The sequence below is a fragment of the Pseudonocardia nantongensis genome (assembly GCF_046546495.1).
Classification (GTDB): domain Bacteria; phylum Actinomycetota; class Actinomycetes; order Mycobacteriales; family Pseudonocardiaceae; genus Pseudonocardia; species Pseudonocardia nantongensis.
In genome coordinates this window covers 120,672-138,148 of the sequence record NZ_JBKGXT010000004.1, presented here as the reverse complement: position 1 = coordinate 138,148, position 17,477 = coordinate 120,672, and the positions used below count along the sequence as shown (strand labels likewise).

Sequence of the window (17,477 nt, the reverse complement as noted above, 5' to 3'; positions counted from 1 at the left end):
TCGAGCGACTGTCGGCGTGGCCGCGATCACCGAACGTTGTGGCGCCGTGGTGCTGGTCGATGCTGCCGCTGCGGTGCTGCCCGGTCCGGTGGTCCGCCGCCCGGCCCGCCGGGGGCACACGGGCCGGCGCCCGCCCGGTGCCGGGACGGCCGGTGTCGTCGTGCCCGGCGCCGTGCTCCCGGGGAGCCTGCTCTCCGGGTCGGTGCTGTCGGGCGTGGGCGGGATCGGGCGGGCATGGCCGGGCAGCGGGTGGGCGACGCTGCTGGTGCTGGCCGGGGCGCTGCTCCTGGCCGGGGCCGCGGTGCTGGCCCGGATCCACGCCGTCCGGGGTGTCCGGGCGCGAGCGCTGGCCGAGCGGGTGGGTGCGGCGGTGACCGTGGCCGCGGAACGGGAGCTGGTGCGACGGTCGCTGGAGGCCGAGCGGGCCGCCGGGGTGACCGGCCCGCGGCCGGACGGGGCGGTCGCGGCGGTGCGCCGGGGTGCCGGTCGTGTGGCCTGATCCGGCGCCGGGGCGTGCGGTTCCGCGTCCCGGGCCCCCGGGTCGGGGTCCGTGGGGGACGGTGGCGGTGACCGGTGCGGCCGCGGGCTGGACCTGGTCCCGGCCCGGCCCGGCCTGGTGGGCCGGCGTGCCGGTCCCCCGTGCCCCGCACCCGGACGAGCTGTTGCGGCCGGGCGCGGCGGTCCCGATCGCCGGGTCCGCCGCCCGGGACGCCGACGGCGACGGCGTGCCGGACACCCTGCTCGTGCAGGGGACGGGTGGGATGTCGCTGTGGACCGACCTGGACGCCGACGGGTTCGCCGACCGGGTCACCGTCCTCGACGGGCCGGCCGCGCTGCGGGCGCCGGACGACGACCCGGACCCGCTCGGTCTGCTCGGCGCGCTGGTGCAGCGCCTGACCGGAGCGTGACACGGTCACGTCCAGCCCGAACTCGCATCAAGGCTCCACAACGCGAGCGGCGAGGAGGGGGAGGTCTCAGTCCTCGGGTTGCTCGGAGGGGGCCTGGGCGGACTCGCCGTCCGGCCCGACCGCGCCACCGCGGCGGAACCGCCCGCCCCTGCCCTGCCCCTGGCGCTGCTCGGCCATCTTCTCGTCGATCGCCGCGGAGACCGCCGCCTGCCTGCGGCGCTCGCGGATCCGCAGCAGCACCAGCATCGAGACGCCGTAGGCGATCCCCACCAGCAGCAGCACGACGCCGATCTTGAACACGATCGTCTGTGCGGGTCCGGCGTCGGACGGGACGGGGATGATCGAGATCATCCCGAGCACGCCGAGGGTCAGCAGGTGGAACAGCACCACCAGCAGCCGGTTGATCGAGTGCGCCGTCTCGTTGTTCTGGAAGACGTCCTCCAGGAACGGCTGACCGGAGCGCAGCAGGATCTGGCCGACGCCGACCGTGATCAGCACTCCGACCAGGACCAGCGCCAGATAGCTGCCGGTTCCCTGCACCGTGGCCCCCTCCCCCGTACGCGAGCAGTGCCCGAGCCTACCGTGCGCGACCGTTCCTGCGCGCTACGCGCGCGGGCCGGTCAGTCGTTCCGGGGAGTGCCTCCGAGCAGCCGGCGCAGCGCGTCGTGCAGCTCCTCCGGGGGCACCCCGCCGGTCAGCGGGGCACCGGTGAGGGTGCGCAGGTAGAGGCCGTCGCCGACGAGCTGCACCAGCCAGGCCAGCACCGGGTCGTCGATCTCGGTGCGCAGTGCGGCCAGGCCGTCGGCGTCCACGTCGGCGAGTGCCGCGCGGGCGCCCGCGCCGACCGTGCTGCCGTCGGCGATCCGCAGCGTGGCCAGGTAGGTGCGGGTGAGCCCGGCCGGGGACGCGCCTCCGGGCACCGACGTCCGCAGGTAGTAGGCCACCGCGCCGTGCGGGTCGGCGCGCATCAGCTCGGCGTCGACGGCACTGCGCTCGCGCAGGCGGTCGAGCAGCCCGGTGGCCAGCGACTCCTTGGACGCGAAGTGGTAGAGCAGCCCGCCCTTGGACACCTCGGCGCTCGCGGCGACGGCGTCCAGGGTGGCGCCGGCCGGGCCTTGCTCGATCAGCAGCGTCTCGTACGCGTCGAGCACCCGGTCGCGTGCCGGGCCCGGGGCGTTCTCGTTGCGCTGTCCCCGGCCGGCCATCCGCGCAGTCTAGGGGCGGTGTTCCGGCTCACCCGTGCCGCGGGTGGTGGCCTGGACCGGGTCGAGGACTGTACCGTCCGGACGGTATAGTCACGCCTCGAGAGGAAGCACGAGATGACCCCCGCCGTCACCACCCGGACCCCGGCGGTCGCGCCGGACCGGCCCGGCGTGCGCGCCTGGCTCGCCCTGGCGGTGCTGTCGATCCCCACGCTGCTGGTGTCGATCGACAACACGGTGCTCGGCGTCGCGCTGCCCGCGCTCAGCGCCGCGCTGCGCCCGGACGCGTCGACGCTGCTCTGGGTCGTCGACAGCTACCCCCTGGTGCTGGCCGGCCTGCTGATCACGATGGGGACCCTCGGCGACCGGATCGGCCGACGGCGGCTACTGATGATCGGTGTCGCCGGGTTCGGGCTGGTGTCGCTGGCCGCCGGATTCGCGACGTCGGCCGCGCAGCTCGTCGCGGCCAGGGCGTTGCTCGGCGTGTTCGGTGCGATGCTGATGCCCTCGACGCTGGCCCTGCTGCGCACCGTCTTCGTCGACCGGACCCATCGGCGGCTCGCGCTCGCCGTCTGGGCGACCGGGTTCGCGGCGGGCGCCGCGTTCGGCCCGATCGTCGGCGGGGTGCTGCTGGAGCACTTCTGGTGGGGCTCGATCTTCGTGATGAGCGTGCCCCCGATGGCGCTGATGCTCCTGGTCGCACCGGTCCTGCTGCCCGAGTCGCGGGAGCCGAACCCGGACCGGCTCGACCTGGTGGGCGTTCTGCTGTCGTTGCTGGCGATGGGGCCGCTGGCGCTGGCCGTCAAGCTCGTCGGTGCGGACGGGCCGACCCCCGGCGCCGGGCTCGCCGCGGTCGTCGGCGTGGCGTCCGCGGCCGGGTTCGTCGCGCACTGCCGTCGACGGGTGCGGTCCGGACGCACCCCGCTGATCGACCTGGAACTGTTCGCCCGGCCGGTGCTCCGGCACAGCGCCCTGGCCAACGCGACCACCATGTTCGGCCTGACCGGACTGCTGTTCTTCTCCGCGCAGTACCTGCAGCTGGTGCTCGGCCACTCGCCGCTGCAGGCCGGGCTGCTGCTGTTGCCGGGCTTCCTGGTGACGATCGCGGCGGGTCTCGCCGCGGCCCGGCTCGCCCGCCGGTTCCCGCTGCACGTGCTGGTGTCGGCCGGGCTGGCGACGGTGCTCGCCGGTTACCTGGTCTGCCTGTGGGTGCGGGCCGACTCCGCGGTGGCGCTCCTGGTGACGGCGGCGGTGCTGATCGGCGCGGGGATCGGCCTGTCCGAGACCGTCACCAACGACGCGATCCTCGCCGCCGCTCCACCGCGGAAGGCGGGCGCCGCGTCCGCGGTGTCCGAGACGGCGTACGAGGTCGGTGCGGTGTTCGGCACCGCACTGGTCGGCGGCGTGTTGAGCGCGGTCTACCGGGCCGGTGTGACGCTGCCCGACGGTGCACCCGCCGCGGCCGGGGAGACCCTCGGCGGGGCGGTCGCTGCTGCCGGGACGCTGCCGCCCGGGCCGGCGGCCGAGCTGCTCGGCTCCGGACGCGAGGCGTTCGTGACCGGGGTGGACGTCGCGGCCGGGGTGGCCGCGACGCTGGTCGCGGGCGTGCTGATGCTCGCGGGCCGCGGGCTCCGGCGTGCCCACCGGGCCGCCGCCGCCGAGATCGACGCCGGCGCGGAGCAGGCGGGCACGGCACGGGCGACACGGCGCGGAATCCGCACCGTTGATCGCACGCGGTGAGCACCCGGCGACCACTCGTGAGCGGCACGGGCGACCACCCGGCGTCCCGCAGGAGTGGTTCCGGCGACGCGCGGCGCCCGCCCGGCCTCGATCGGACGGATCCGGGTCCCCCGGCTGGTTCACTACGGCCGACCGGGACGGCTGCGACGCCGTCGGACTGCGGACCGTGGGAGCGAACCGTGCCGTACGAGTTGGTCAGCGCCTACACCCTGGTGCTCGGGGACGACGTGGGCGGGCGCCCGGAGGTCACCGTGCACACCACCGCCGGGGACGCGTGGCGGGCACTCGACGCGGGTGTGCGCGAGCGCTGCGGGATGCGGCCCCGGCCGCGCCGGCAGGTCGACCCGGAGGCCGTGACCCGGCTCGCCGACGCCTGGCGGGCCGCGGAGCCGGAGGCCCGGTACTGGCAGGTGACCGCACACCGGCTCCCGATCATGGTGCCGGAGCTCGCACGGGCCGCTCCGGCGGCGACCGCCGCCGCGCGCTGAGGCAGTCGGCATCACTTCGGTACTCGTGATGCGAAAGAACGTTTCATCAATACGTTGACGCGAGTCGTTCCGGCTTCGCGAACGACATTCTCCGGAGCCGGACCGCGTCTTTCCGTATTGCTCTCGCCGGGGAGCGGCGAATCCGTCGCCCGACTCGGGTCGCGTTCGCGTGGCATGCCCGTCACCAGGGACGACGATGCCGTCGTCAGAGGGCATCTGGATCGATTTACATGATCGGTGCTGTGCCCGACCTCTCAACTCCGACGATGGGTAGGCCGCCATTCCACGGGTAGCCTCGGGATCCACCATTTCCGTCTGGGCCCGTGCTTCTCCGGTAGGGGCCCGCAGTGGTTCCCCCGGAAGGCGGACCGGGGCCGGCGAGGAGAACAGGACGACATGACTGCAGCGACCGTTCCGGGTATCGACCACGCACCGACCACCAACCAGGGCGTCGCGGCCTGGGTTCAGGAGATCGCCGAGCTGGCCACCCCGGACCGCGTCGTGTGGTGCGACGGTTCGGATCAGGAGTGGACCCGGCTCACCGACCGGCTGGTCGACGCCGGAACCCTGACCCGGCTGAACCCCGACAAGAAGCCGAACTCCTTCCACGCCGCCTCCGACCCCGACGACGTCGCGCGGGTCGAGGAGCGGACCTTCATCTGCACCGCCGAGGAGCGCGGCGCCGGGCCGACCAACAACTGGATGGCCCCCGCCGAGATGAAGGCGACCATGACCGAGCTGTACCGCGGCTCGATGAAGGGCCGGACCATGTACGTGGTCCCGTTCTGCATGGGCCCGACCGACTCGGACGACCCGATGCTCGGCGTCGAGATCACCGACTCCGAGTACGTCGTGATCTCCATGAAGATCATGACCCGGATGGGTTCGCACGTCGTCCCGCTGCTCGACACGGCCGGCGACCGCTGGGTCAAGGCGCTGCACTCGATCGGTGCCCCGCTCGCCGAGGGCCAGGCCGACGTCGCGTGGCCGTGCAACGAGACCAAGTACATCAGCCACTTCCCGGAGACCCGGGAGATCTGGAGCTACGGCTCCGGCTACGGCGGCAACGCCCTGCTCGGCAAGAAGTGCTACGCGCTGCGGATCGCCTCGGCCATCGCGCACGACGAGGGCTGGCTCGCCGAGCACATGCTGATCCTCAAGCTGATCAGCCCGGAGGAGAAGGCGTACTACGTCGCCGCCGCGTTCCCGAGCGCGTGTGGCAAGACCAACCTCGCGATGCTGCAGCCCACCATCCCGGGCTGGCGGGCCGAGACCGTCGGTGACGACATCGCCTGGATGCGTTTCGGTGCCGACGGCCGGCTGTACGCGATCAACCCGGAGTTCGGCTTCTTCGGCGTCGCGCCGGGCACCAACTGGAAGACCAACCCGAACGCGATGCGCACGATCGAGCAGGGCAACTCGCTGTTCACCAACGTCGCGCTGACCGACGACGGCGACGTCTGGTGGGAGGGGCTGGAGGGCGAGCCCGAGCACCTCACCGACTGGAAGGGCAACGACTGGGCCCCCGGGTCCGACGTCAACGCCGCGCACCCGAACTCCCGCTACACCGTGCCGATCGCGCAGTGCCCGGTGGTCGCACCGGAGTGGCAGGACCCGAACGGCGTGCCGATCTCGGCAATCCTGTTCGGCGGCCGTCGCAAGACCACGGTCCCGCTGGTCACCGAGGCCCGCAGCTGGCAGCACGGCACCTTCATGGGCGCCACCATGTCGTCGGAGAAGACCGCGGCCGCGGCCGGCGGGCTCGGCCAGGTCCGCCGCGACCCGATGGCGATGCTGCCGTTCCTCGGCTACAACGTCGGCGACTACTTCGCGCACTGGGTGAACCTCGGCAAGAGCGCCGACGCGGACAAGCTGCCGAGGATCTTCTACGTCAACTGGTTCCGGAAGGGCGAGGACGGCCGGATGCTCTGGCCCGGGTTCGGCGAGAACAGCCGCGTCCTCAAGTGGTGCATCGAGCGGATGGAGGGCAAGGCCGCCGCGGTCGAGACCCCGATCGGTCACGTGCCCACTCCGGACCAGATGGACCTGGAGAACCTCGACGCCGACCCGGCCGACGTGGCGGCCGCGCTGAACGTCGACATCGAGGAGTGGAAGGCCGAGATCCCGCTGATCGAGGAGTGGTTCTCCAAGATCGGCGACAACCTGCCGACCTCGATCCGCGACGAGTTCGAGGCCCTCAAGCAGCGCCTCGGAGCCTGACGGACCCGACGAAGCGCCCCGCCCGTACTCGGGCGGGGCGCTTCGTCGCGCCACCCTCCGCGCGTATTTCACTCCGATGGAGCAGTGCGTGACGGATCGTGGTCACCGAGTGTGGACGCCGGAGGCCGCCCGGGTGGCGTCCCTTCCGGAAGCCGACGGATCGGCGCAGTACAGGCCGGGTCCCGGGTAGCCTCCGATGGGAACCGGTGTCCCGTCGTCGATGCGGCGGGGGTTCCCGGCGTGCACCGTCCGGGTGCCCGGCCGTCGCGGATCGTCACGACGGTGACCGGGGACGCAGCCGGTGCGAGCGCCGGGGGCGGAACACCGGGCGGCCCGCGGCGATACACACCGTGAGCGCCGTCCCGAGTACGACGGTGCTGTGTCACGGCGGAGGTGTGAGCCCACATGCTCGATGGCCGGGTGTCCGAGACTCCGGACCCGGAGTCGCTCGTCGCGTTCGTCGAGCGACTGGCCGGCAGCGGGAGTCGTGGTCCGGCGGTCCGGGCCGCGACGTCCCGGATCACCGGTGAGGTCCGGTCCGGCCGGATCCCTGCCGGGCTGCGGACCCTCGCCGCGTCGCTCGAGTCGCCGGTCCCGCCGCAGTCCGAGGCCGACGACGGCCGCCCGGACTCGCTGCTCGACGTCGTCGGTGGCGAGCCGCTGGTCGTGCTGTCCGGCGTCGAGGCCGACGAGCTCGCCCGGGCACTGGCCGAGCTCACCGGATACGGCATGCGGGTGCTGCTGACCGGCCACGACTCGGCGCGGCTGGACGCCGTCCGGTCCGCGCTGCCGGCCGCCGTCGCCGGCCGGGTGGTCGACCGGCTGCCCGCGCTCGCCCCGTCCGACCTGAGCCGGCTGCGCCGGCTGCTCGCGACCGTGGGTGCCGACGCCGGTTCCCGGGCCGGGCAGCAGCTGCCGGAACCGTCCGACCTGCCCTCCCCGGCCGACGTCGCGGGCTGCTGCGAGCGGGCCGGGCGCACCGTGGCCGGTGCCGAGACCGCCGAGGCCCGGGTGGTGCCCGGGCTGCTGCGCGAGCTCGACGCCGACCGGCGGGATGCGGTCACCCAGGTCGCCCGCTGCGTGCGGCGCTCGCTCGGCATCCTGGCCGAGGCCCCGGACGCGGACCGGCTGCGCGAGGTCGTCGGGCGGCTGGTGCACGGCGGGCTGCGGACCGAGTTCGAGGAGCTGCAGGGACTGGCCGCCCGCCAGCGCGACGACCGGGCCCGGTTCGCCGCCGGCCCCGTGGTCGAGCCGCTGGAGCCGCTCCCGGACGGCGCGGACGACACGATCCGCGGGTACCTGGACTTCCTGGAGGCCGGCGGCCGCAGCCGCACCTACTTCCGCCCGCAGGCCCAGCGGGACGCGGAGCCTGCGCTGAGCCGGTTCCGGGTGGACGGCGACACCCCGCACACGCTCGACCACGTCGCGGCGATCGTGAACCATCTCGACCTGGCCCGCCGGGACGACGAGATCGCCCGGCTGTGCACGGCCCTCGGGCTCGCGCTGCCGCGCTCGGCGGAGGATCTGCCCGCGATGACCGAGATGCTGGACCGGGTCGCGGCGACCGCGCGGTCGGTCGGCGCGCTGCGGCACGACGTGCTGTTCCTGCAGCAGGACTCCCCGGTCGCCGTGCCGGACCTGCCGGCCGCCGAGCGGGTCGCCGTCGCCATCGTCGACTACGACGAGCACGGCGACCCGTCCGAGGCCGGCGACGAGCTGGAGCGGCTGGCCGCAGGCCTGGAGTCGGCGGTGCCGGTGGGCACCGGGGCACCCGAGCACGCGGCCGCGGTCGCGGCGCTGCGCGCGCACGACCCGGCGGCCTACACCACCGCCCTCGAGGAGCTGGGGCGGGCCCGTCGCGAGGTCGCCGACCGCGACGAGCTGTCCGCGCTGCTCGGCGAGCTCGCGACGACGGCACCGGACCTGGCCCGCGCCTGGGCCACCGACGCCACCGCGGGCACCCCCGGTTTCGGGCTGCTGCACCCGGTCCCGGTCCAGCGGCTGCTGTCCGCGCTGCCGCCCGCCGACGCCGCCGACCTGGTCGTGGTGCTCGGCGCCGGGGCGCTGCAGGCCGACGACCTGCTGCTGACCACGGCCGCGCCGCGGCTGCTGGCGGTGGTCGGCAGCGAGTCCCGCGCCGCGTCGTCCGGGACCACCCTGGTCGAGGTGCTCAACCAGGCCTCCGCCCGGTTCCTGCGCGGCACCGGGGACCGGACGCCCGCCGTGCCGCCGGCCGAGGCGCCCGAGCCCGCCGATGCCCCGATCGTCCCGGTGCCGGCGCAGCAGACGGGGGCGGGCCCGGCGCTCGAGGTGCCTGCCCCGCGGACCGGGCCGCCGGCGTCGGCGACCGGGTCGGAGTCGTTGCGGCCCTCGACACCGTCGGCGATGGCACCGGCGGTCCGGGAGGACTGAGGTTGGGCGGTCGACGGCCGAAGCAGCGGCACTGAGGCCGGGCGGTCGACGGCCGAAGCAGCGGCACCGCGGCCGGGCGGTCCGGGCCGGTCGTCAGGCCGGCCCGGCGGCCCGGACGCTCTCGGAGATCCGGTCCAGCAGGACGAACGGGTCGTTCGCGGGCGGGTCCCGGCGCTCCCACCGCCGCCCGGACGCCGGGTCGGCCGGGATGTAGAGCGACCAGCTCCCCGGCTCCGGGTCGTCGGCCCGCAGCTGGGCCAGCGACGTCGACGACCAGGCCGCCCCCAGCTCCGGGAACGTCGGCGGCCGCCGGTCCAGGATCGTGACGGTGCCGCCCGCTGTCGTGTAGCCGATCCGGCGGTGTTCCCGCTCGGGTTCGCCGAGCACCGTCGCGCACCAGGTGGCGAGATGCCGGCGTACCTCCTCCGGGACTCCCATGCCGAGACATGATCCCGGATCCCGGGCCGCCCGAGAAGCCCCGATCCGCGCCGCCTCCTCCGGAGGCCGGGGCCCGGCCGCCGGACCGGCACCGGGCCGTGACGCGGGTCGTGGCGCGGGCGGTGTCGCGGCGGCCTCGTCACACCCCGTCCCGCCGGGCTACCGTGCGGGAATGTCGACCCCCGCGACCTCGAGGCACGAGGTGAGCCGGTTCGGGCACGTCGATCTCGACGACCTCCCGCCGGACCTGAAGGAACGGATCGGCGCGATCGCCGAGCGGTCCGGTTTCGTCCCGAACGTCTTCCGGGCGCTGGGCCGCCGGCCCGCCGAGCTGCGGGCGTTCCTCGACTACCACGACGCGCTGATGGACTCCGACGACGGACTGAGCAAGGCCGAGCGCGAGCTCGTCGTGGTCGCCACGTCGGGGGCGAACCACTGCACGTACTGCGTGGTGGCGCACGGCGCGATCCTGCGGATCCGCTACAAGGACCCGGAGATCGCCGACCGGGTCGCGTCCAACCCGTACGCCGCGGAGCTCTCCGAGCGGCAGCGGGCGATCGTCGACCTGGCGCTGCTGGTGGCCCGGCAGTCCGAGGCGTTGGCCGATGCCGATGTGGACGAGGCGCGGGCGGCGGGCCTGACCGACGACGAGATCTGGGACATCGGTGCGATCACCGCACTGTTCGCGATGTCCAACCGGCTCGCCCACCTCACCGCGCTGCGGCCGAACCCGGAGTTCTTCGGGATGGGCCGGTAACCACGCTCCTTAGCTCCTAGAGCACCTTCGACAGGAACGCCCGGGTGCGTTCCTCCTGCGGGTCGGCGAGCACCGCACGCGGGTCGCCGGACTCGACGATCCGGCCCTCGTCCATGAAGACCAGGGTGTCACCGGCCTCGCGGGCGAAGCCCATCTCGTGGGTCACGACCACCATCGTCATGCCCTCGGCCGCGAGCTCGCGCATCACGTCGAGCACCTCCCCGACCAGCTCCGGGTCCAGCGCCGAGGTGGGCTCGTCGAACAGCATCAGCCGGGGCCGCATCGCCAGCGCGCGGGCGATCGCGACCCGTTGCTGCTGCCCGCCGGACAGCTGCGCGGGGTAGGCGTCGGCGCGGTCGGCGAGCCCGACCCGGTCGAGCAGCTCCAGGGCGTCGCGCCGCGCGTCGGACCGCCGTTCCCGGCGGACGACGACCGGCGCCTCCAGCACGTTCTCCACGGCGGTGCGGTGCGGGAACAGGTTGAACTGCTGGAACACCATCCCGATGTCGCGACGCTGCCGGCTCAGCGCGGCCGCGGAGAGCCGGTACAGCCGCCCGTCCGCCGCGCGCAGCCCGATCAGCTCGCCGTCCACCCACAGCCGGCCGGTGTCGATCGCCTCGAGGTGGTTGACGCACCGCAGCAGCGTGGACTTGCCGGACCCGGACGGGCCGATCACGCAGCACACCTGTCCGGGCTCGACGACGAGGTCAACCCCGCGCAGCACCTCGACGTCGCCGAAGCTCTTGCCGACCCCGCGGGCCTCCACCATCGGCGTCATGCGGCACCTCCGGAGTTCCGGCCGGTCAGCTTCCGCGCGGTGCGCAGCAGCATCGGGCCCTCGGTCCCGGTCACCGACCCCGGGACGCCGCGGCCGAACCGGCGCTCGATCGAGCGCTGCCCGAGCGTCAGCAACGACGTCAGGGCCAGGTACCAGGCGGCGGCGACGATCAGCAGCGGGATGACCTGGAAGTTCGCCGAGTAGATCCGCTGCACCGAGGTGAGCAGCTCGAAGTACCCGACCACGACGACCAGCGACGTCGTCTTCAGCATGCCGATCGTCTCGTTGCCGGTCGGCGGGATGATCACGCGCATGGCCTGCGGCAGCACCACCCGGCGCAGGGTCTGGGCCCGGGTCATGCCGAGCGCGTCGGCGGCCTCGGTCTGGCCCCGGCCGACGGAGCCGATCCCGCCGCGGACGATCTCGGCCATGTAGGCGGCCTCGTTCAGCCCGAGCCCGAGCAGGCACGCCGCGAACGGGCTGATCAGCACGTTCGTGTCGAACACGACGAACTCCGGTCCGAACGGTATCCCCAGCGAGAGCTGCGGGTACAGCGCGGACAGGAAGTTCCAGAACAGCAGCTGCGCGATCAGCGGTGTCCCGCGGAAGACCCACAGGTAGACCGCGGCGACCGAGGACAGCACCGGGTTCGGCGACAGCCGCATCACCGCCAGCACGACCCCGCCGACGAGCCCGATCGCCATCGCCAGCACGGTCAGCACCAGGGTGTTGCGGAGCCCGTTGAGCACCGGCGGTGCGAAGAGGTACTCCCCGACCACGTCCCAGCGCAGGTTCTCGTTCGTCAGCACCGTGTTGACCAGCATCGACGCCAGCACGGCCAGTACCGCGACCGCGACCCAGCGCAGCGGGTGCCGGACCGGGACGGCGTCCCGCGGCTCGGCTCTCGTCGGGCCGTCGCTCATCCGGAGACCTCCGCGGTTCCGATCGCACCGTCGGCGACGTTCCACCGGTCCAGGATCGCCCGGTAGGTGCCGTCGTCGATCAGCGTCTGCAGTGCGCCGCGCACGGCGTCGGTGTATCCGCCCCGGTCCTTGCTCAGGGCGATGCCGTACGGCGCGGTGTCGTAGGGCGCTCCGACGACCTCGACCATCCCGCCGGTGGTGGTCACGGCGTAGGACGCGACCGGGGAGTCGGCGAGCATCGCGTCGATCCGGCTGGTGGCCAGCGCGAGGGTCACGTCGGTCTGGGCCAGCAGCTCGGTGACCGCGATCGGCTCCCGGCCGCTCGCGGTGCAGTCGGCGTTGCGGGCGGCGACGTCCTCCACCTGGACGGTGCCGGCCTGCACCCCGACGGCCCGGCCGCACAGCTCGTCGGGCCGGACACCGAGCGGGTTGCCGGTCCGCACCACCAGGCTGGTCCCGGCCGAGAAGTAGCCGACCATGTCCACGACCGCGGCACGCTCCGGGTTCGCCGTGAACGACGAGATCCCGGCCTCGTACCGGCCACCCTGGATGCCCGGGATGATCCCGGAGAACTGGCCGGTGGCGAACTCGGCGGTCAGCCCGAGCCGGTCCGCGACCGCCCTGCCCAGGTCGACCCCCATGCCGACGACGGTCGTCCCGTCCGGGGCGGTGAACTCGTTCGGCGGGTAGGTCGGCTCGATGCCGATCGTCAGCCGTCCGTCGGCCCGGATCTCGCCGGGCACCCGCGCGGCCAGCGCGTCGTTCGCGTCGACCGGGGGGACCACGACGTCGGCGCCGGGCGCGATCCCGGCGGCGGCGCCCGGATCGGTGCCGCCGCTGCCGTCCCCGCCGACGCCGCAACCGGCCAGCAGCAGCGCGGCGGCCGCCAACCAGGCGAACGACCGGCCCGCTCGCGTCGGCGTCATGCGGGGCCTCTCGGGGGAGTCGTGATGGTGGCCGAGATCGTGCCATCGTCCCGGTCGGTCCCGGTCGTCCGGTCCCGGCAGGACCGGCGGGCCCGGGAACCCCGAGCCGGACGCCGTCCGTTCCCCTACCGTGGTCCCATCGCCCTCGGCTCGCCGACGAGCCGGTACGGCACCTTTCACGGAGGTTCGACATGTCCCTGTTCCGCCGACTCACCGTTCTCGCGGGGGCGGCCGAGGCCGCCCGCCGTTACGCCCGCTCGAACCCGGACAAGGCCGGTAGCGCCCTGGACAAGGCGGCCCAGTTCGTCGACAAGCAGACGAAGGGCAAGTACACGAACCAGATCAGCGGCGCCACCCGCAAGGCCAAGGACGCCGCCGGCATCCCGCAGCCGGGGTTCGGCTACGGCGCCCCCGGCACCACCCCGCCGGCCCCGGGCCGGCCGGCTGCCGGAAACCCCCCGGACCGGGGCAACGGGCACCGGCCCGGCGACTACCCGCAGGCCGGCCAGGGCGGCGGCCAGGGGCAGCAGCCCCCGGCGTTCCCGCCGAACCCGGGTGACCCGCGCGGGGCCTGATCCCGCCGCGTCCTCCGACGGCCCCGGCACCCACGGTGCCGGGGCCGTCGTGTGCGGCCAGCTCCGCACGTACCCGCCCGGCGCGGGGCGATCCTGTCCCCGGCACCCGGTCGCGTGCCAGGATCGTGGTGACGCGCATCGTGTCCCGGGTCCGCCCACCCCGTGCGGGATCCGGTTCGGGCACCACGTCGTCCGCCGTCACCCCGGCCGGACGACGGCACCGAGGAGGTACGCCGTGGAGGAACCGCAGGCGTGGGTACCGACCGACCCCCGGTCGCGGCCCAGCCAGGCTCAGGTCGTCGCCGGGCTGAAGGGGGTCGACGAGGGCGGCGCCGAGCTCGTTCAGCTGCTCAGCCCGGAGGGCGAGCGGATGCCCGACGAGCGGTTCGACCGCTACGCCGAGGACGTGTCGGTCGCCGAGCTGCAGGACCTGTACCGGGACCTGGTGCTGGTCCGGCGGGCCGACCGGGAGGGCAACGCGCTGCAGCGGCAGGGCGAGCTGGGCATCTGGGTGCCGTTGCTCGGGCAGGAGGCCGCCCAGGTCGGCTCCGGCCGTGCGCTGCGGCCCACCGACATGGCCTTCCCCAGCTACCGCGAGCACGGGGTCGCCTGGACCCGCGGGATCGACCCGACCGAGCTGCTGGGGATCTTCCGCGGCACCGATCACGGTGGCTGGGACTCCTCCGGGACCCGCTTCCACCCGTACACCATCGTGATCGGCAACCAGTGCCTGAACGCCGCCGGCTACGCGATGGGCCAGCGGTTCGAGTCCCGGGTCGGTGATCCGGAGTCCGGCGAGGCCACCATCTGCTACTTCGGGGACGGCGCCACCAGCCAGGGCGACGTGCACGAGGGCTTCGTCTGGGCCGCCGCCTACGACGCGCCGCTGGTGTTCTTCTGCCAGAACAACCAGTGGGCGATCTCGGTGCCGCTGACCCGCCAGACCCGGGTGCCGCTCTACCAGCGGGCCCGCGGCTACGGCTTCCCCGGCGTCCGGGTCGACGGCAACGACGTGCTGGCCTGCCTGGCCGTCACCCGGTGGGCGCTGGAGGAGTGCCGCACCGGCAACGGACCGGTGCTGATCGAGGCGTTCACCTACCGGATGGACGCGCACACCACCTCCGACGACGCCACCCGCTACCGGCTCGCCGACGAGGTGGAGCTGTGGAAGCTGAAGGACCCGATCGAGCGGGTCCGGGTGCACCTGGCCCGCCGGCACGGCGTCGGGCCGGAGTTCTTCGACGGCGTCGACGCCGAGGCCGACGAGCTCGGCTCCCGGATCCGGGCGTTCTGCCGGGCGATGCCCCAGCCCGGCCCGGAGCGGATCTTCTCCGAGGTCTACGCCGACGACTCCCCCCAGGTTTCCCGGCAACGTGACGAGTACCTGGCCTACCACGCGTCCTTCGTCGACGAGGGGGCCTGAGGTGGCGACCTCGACGATGGCGAAGGCGCTCAACGAGGGCCTGCGCGCCGCGATGGAGCGGGACCCCAAGGTCCTGGTGATGGGCGAGGACGTCGGCAAGCTGGGGGGCGTCTTCCGGATCACCGACGGGCTGCAGAAGGACTTCGGCGAGCAGCGGGTGCTGGACACCCCGCTGTCCGAGTCCGGGATCATCGGCGCCGCGATCGGGCTCGCGGTGCGCGGGTTCCGGCCGGTCTGCGAGATCCAGTTCGACGGCTTCGTGTTCCCCGGCTACGACCAGATCGTGTCCCAGCTGGCCAAGCTGCGGTACCGGACCCAGGGCCGGGTGCCGGTCCCGGTCGTCGTCCGGATCCCGTTCGGTGGCGGGATCGGTGCCGTCGAGCACCACTCGGAGTCCCCGGAGTCGCTGTTCGCGCACGTCCCCGGCCTGAAGGTGGTCGCATGCTCGAACCCGGCCGACGCGCACTGGATGATCCAGCAGGCGATCGCCTGTGACGACCCGGTGATCTTCTTCGAGCCGAAGCGCCGGTACTGGGAGAAGGGCGAGGTCGACATCGGGACCAGCACCCTGTCCTCCGCCTTCCCGCTGCACGCGACGCGGGTGGCCCGGCCCGGCTCGACGCTCACCGTCGCCACCTACGGCCCGATGGTGAAGACGTGCCTTGACGCGGCCACCGCGGCCGCCGAGGACGGCCAGGAACTCGAGGTCTTCGACCTGCGCACGCTGTCCCCGCTGGACCTGGGCCCGGTCATGGAGTCGGTGCGCCGCACCGGACGGCTGGTCATCGTGTCCGAGGCGCCGGGCGAGTCGTCGATCACCGCCGAGGTCGCGGCCCGGATCCAGCAGGAGTGCTTCTTCTCGCTGGAGGCGCCGGTGCTGCGGGTGACCGGCTTCGACACCCCGTACCCGCCGTCCCGGCTGGAGGACGACTACCTGCCGGACCTGGACCGGGTGCTGGACGCTGTCGACCGATCGCTGGCCTGGTAGAGGAGGACCGCGTGCGAGAGCTGTTCAACCTGCCCGACGTCGGCGAGGGCCTGACCGAGGCCGAGATCGTCGCCTGGCGGGTCGGTCCGGGTGACACGGTCGCCGTGAACGACGTGCTGGTGGAGATCGAGACCGCGAAGGCGGCGGTGGAGCTGCCCTCGCCCTGGGCCGGTACGGTCGGCGAGCTGCTGGTCGAGGCCGGGGTGACCATCGAGGTCGGGACACCGATCATCGCGATCGACACCGCCGGCGACGCCCCGGCCGGGGGCACCGGGGACGGCGGCTCCGGGACCGGTGGCTCAGAGGGCACGGCGGACGCCGGCGAGGGCGGGGCGAAGATCGGCGAGGCGGGCAAGGACGGGCGGATCGCCACCCTCGTCGGGTACGGGCCGCGGCAGGGCGCGGCCAAGCGCCGCCCGCGCCGGGGTGCGGGATTCCCCGGGGCGTCCGGCCCGGACGCGGCGTCAGGTGACGGGCCCGCCGGGGATGTTCCTGCCGGCGGCGTGCCCGGCGACCGCGTTCCCGGGGCGCTCGCGGGCGGTGGAACCACACCCGTCTCGCCGGACACACCGGCCGAGACCATGCCAGCCGAGACGGTGCCGGCCGGCACCGCACCGACCGGGTCGGCCACGGCGGCACCGGGTGGGGCGGCCGGCGGAGCCGGGGCCGGGACGAGCACCCCGGCCGGGACGAGCACGCCGACCGGGACGAGCACGCCGGCCGGGCCGACGGCGGGGCTGGTGCCACTCGCCCCGCCGCCGGTCCGCAAGCTCGCCCGCGACCTCGGTGTCGACCTGCACGACCTCACCGGGAGCGGTCCGGACGGCCGGATCACCCGGGACGACGTGCAGGCCGCCTCCGCCGCACCCGCCGGCGCCGCCCCCGCTCCCGCTCCCGCTGCGGCCGCTCACGGTGGGGCGGCCACCGCTGCAGCGCCCGCGGCCGACGCCGGCGCTACCGGGGGCGCGGCCGCCACCGGGGGTGTCGCCGGCGACCGGCGCGAACCCATCCGCGGGGTCCGCAAGGCCACCGCCGCGGCGGTGGTGTCCAGCGCGTTCACCGCACCGCACGTGACCGAGTTCCTCGCCGTCGACGTCACCGCGACGATGGCGTTGCGGGACCGGATGCGGGCGTCCCGGGAGTTCGCGGGGGTCAAGCTCACCCCGCTGGCGTTCGCCGCCAAGGCGGCCTGCCTGGCCGCGGCCCGCACCCCCGCGGTCAACGCGAGCTGGGACGAGACCGCCGGGGAGATCGTCTACTACGAGCGCGTGCAGCTCGGGATCGCGGCGGCCACCCCGCGCGGGCTGGTCGTGCCCAAGATCCGGGATGCCGACGGCCTCGACCTCCGGGCGATGGCTGAGGCGCTCACCGACCTGACCGAGACCGCGCGGGCCGGCCGGACCGCCCCCGCGGACCTGGTCGGCGGCACCTTCACGATCACCAACGTCGGCGTGTTCGGCGTCGACACCGGGACCCCGATCCTCAACCCAGGGGAGTCGGCGATCCTGGCCGTCGGCTCGATCAAGCCGATGCCCTGGGTGGTGGACGGCGAGCTGGCCGTGCGCACGGTGTGCCAGCTCGCCCTGTCGTTCGACCACCGGCTGGTCGACGGCGCTGAGGGTTCCCGGTTCCTGGCCGACGTCGGTTCCCTGCTGGAGGACCCGGGCCTCGCCCTCACCTGGTGAGGCTGCTCCGTCCG

The 17,477-nt window shown here is 74.2% G+C and carries 17 protein-coding genes; 11 read left to right on the top strand and 6 right to left on the bottom strand.

Going from position 1 to position 17,477, the window contains the following annotated elements:
* Positions 1-16: 16 nt before the first annotated feature.
* Both ACLFMI_RS06210 and ACLFMI_RS06205 read left to right on the top strand, forming a co-directional pair.
* Complete coding sequence (locus tag ACLFMI_RS06210; protein ID WP_410946759.1) at positions 17-499, top strand: hypothetical protein; 483 nt, start codon at positions 17-19, stop codon at positions 497-499.
* A 67-nt stretch (positions 500-566) separates the two neighbouring features.
* Entirely contained in the window at positions 567-908 is a 342-nt protein-coding gene (locus tag ACLFMI_RS06205; RefSeq protein ID WP_410946758.1) for a DUF6802 family protein, read from the top strand.
* Between the two features lie 66 nt (positions 909-974).
* Here the strand turns inward: ACLFMI_RS06205 and ACLFMI_RS06200 are convergent, their stop codons facing one another.
* Positions 975-1,448 carry a hypothetical protein gene (locus ACLFMI_RS06200; protein WP_410946757.1) on the bottom strand — a complete coding sequence of 158 codons (474 nt, stop codon included), beginning with the start codon at positions 1,446-1,448 and terminating at the stop codon, positions 975-977.
* An 80-nt stretch (positions 1,449-1,528) separates the two neighbouring features.
* On the bottom strand, positions 1,529-2,113 hold the full coding sequence (locus tag ACLFMI_RS06195; RefSeq protein ID WP_410946756.1) for a TetR/AcrR family transcriptional regulator: 585 nt from the start codon (positions 2,111-2,113) through the stop codon (positions 1,529-1,531).
* Positions 2,114-2,227: 114 nt separating this feature from the next.
* On the opposite strand from ACLFMI_RS06195, the gene ACLFMI_RS06190 reads away from it, so the two are divergent.
* The 4 genes from ACLFMI_RS06190 to ACLFMI_RS06175 all read left to right on the top strand — a co-directional run bounded on the left by ACLFMI_RS06190 (position 2,228) and on the right by ACLFMI_RS06175 (position 8,970).
* A complete protein-coding gene (locus ACLFMI_RS06190) occupies positions 2,228-3,850 on the top strand; it encodes an MFS transporter (protein ID WP_410946755.1) in 1,623 nt (540 codons plus the stop codon).
* A 179-nt stretch (positions 3,851-4,029) separates the two neighbouring features.
* Positions 4,030-4,338, top strand: coding sequence for a hypothetical protein (locus tag ACLFMI_RS06185; protein WP_410946754.1), 309 nt, complete (start codon positions 4,030-4,032; stop codon positions 4,336-4,338).
* Between the two features lie 396 nt (positions 4,339-4,734).
* Positions 4,735-6,558: a phosphoenolpyruvate carboxykinase (GTP) gene (locus ACLFMI_RS06180; RefSeq protein ID WP_410946753.1), complete on the top strand. Its 1,824-nt coding sequence runs from the start codon at positions 4,735-4,737 to the stop codon at positions 6,556-6,558.
* A gap of 405 nt (positions 6,559-6,963) precedes the next feature.
* Positions 6,964-8,970: a thioesterase domain-containing protein gene (locus ACLFMI_RS06175; protein WP_410946752.1), complete on the top strand. Its 2,007-nt coding sequence runs from the start codon at positions 6,964-6,966 to the stop codon at positions 8,968-8,970.
* 93 nt (positions 8,971-9,063) lie between these two features.
* Here ACLFMI_RS06175 and ACLFMI_RS06170 read toward each other — a convergent pair whose 3' ends face one another.
* Positions 9,064-9,408: a DUF3024 domain-containing protein gene (locus ACLFMI_RS06170; RefSeq protein WP_410946751.1), complete on the bottom strand. Its 345-nt coding sequence runs from the start codon at positions 9,406-9,408 to the stop codon at positions 9,064-9,066.
* Positions 9,409-9,580: 172 nt separating this feature from the next.
* On the opposite strand from ACLFMI_RS06170, the gene ACLFMI_RS06165 reads away from it, so the two are divergent.
* A complete protein-coding gene (locus ACLFMI_RS06165; RefSeq protein ID WP_410946750.1) occupies positions 9,581-10,165 on the top strand; it encodes a peroxidase-related enzyme in 585 nt (194 codons plus the stop codon).
* A 16-nt stretch (positions 10,166-10,181) separates the two neighbouring features.
* Here the strand turns inward: ACLFMI_RS06165 and ACLFMI_RS06160 are convergent, their stop codons facing one another.
* The 3 genes from ACLFMI_RS06160 to ACLFMI_RS06150 are packed head-to-tail and all read right to left on the bottom strand — an operon-like array spanning position 10,182 to position 12,792.
* A complete protein-coding gene (locus ACLFMI_RS06160) occupies positions 10,182-10,943 on the bottom strand; it encodes an amino acid ABC transporter ATP-binding protein (RefSeq protein ID WP_410946749.1) in 762 nt (253 codons plus the stop codon).
* Positions 10,940-11,866, bottom strand: coding sequence for an amino acid ABC transporter permease (locus ACLFMI_RS06155; protein ID WP_410946748.1), 927 nt, complete (start codon positions 11,864-11,866; stop codon positions 10,940-10,942). The genes ACLFMI_RS06160 and ACLFMI_RS06155 overlap by 4 nt, the downstream gene beginning before the upstream one ends.
* Entirely contained in the window at positions 11,863-12,792 is a 930-nt protein-coding gene (locus ACLFMI_RS06150; RefSeq protein WP_410946747.1) for an ABC transporter substrate-binding protein, read from the bottom strand. Before ACLFMI_RS06150 ends, ACLFMI_RS06155 begins: the two co-directional genes overlap by 4 nt.
* A gap of 191 nt (positions 12,793-12,983) precedes the next feature.
* On the opposite strand from ACLFMI_RS06150, the gene ACLFMI_RS06145 reads away from it, so the two are divergent.
* The 4 genes from ACLFMI_RS06145 (at position 12,984) to ACLFMI_RS06130 (ending at position 17,463) form a co-directional block, all read left to right on the top strand.
* Positions 12,984-13,367, top strand: coding sequence for an antitoxin (locus ACLFMI_RS06145; protein WP_410946746.1), 384 nt, complete (start codon positions 12,984-12,986; stop codon positions 13,365-13,367).
* Between the two features lie 235 nt (positions 13,368-13,602).
* On the top strand, positions 13,603-14,790 hold the full coding sequence (locus tag ACLFMI_RS06140; RefSeq protein WP_410946745.1) for a thiamine pyrophosphate-dependent dehydrogenase E1 component subunit alpha: 1,188 nt from the start codon (positions 13,603-13,605) through the stop codon (positions 14,788-14,790).
* A gap of 16 nt (positions 14,791-14,806) precedes the next feature.
* Entirely contained in the window at positions 14,807-15,778 is a 972-nt protein-coding gene (locus ACLFMI_RS06135) for an alpha-ketoacid dehydrogenase subunit beta (RefSeq protein WP_410946884.1), read from the top strand.
* 11 nt (positions 15,779-15,789) lie between these two features.
* Positions 15,790-17,463, top strand: a complete 1,674-nt coding sequence (locus ACLFMI_RS06130) for a dihydrolipoamide acetyltransferase family protein (protein WP_410946744.1) — start codon at positions 15,790-15,792, stop codon at positions 17,461-17,463.
* Positions 17,464-17,477: the final 14 nt, after the last annotated feature.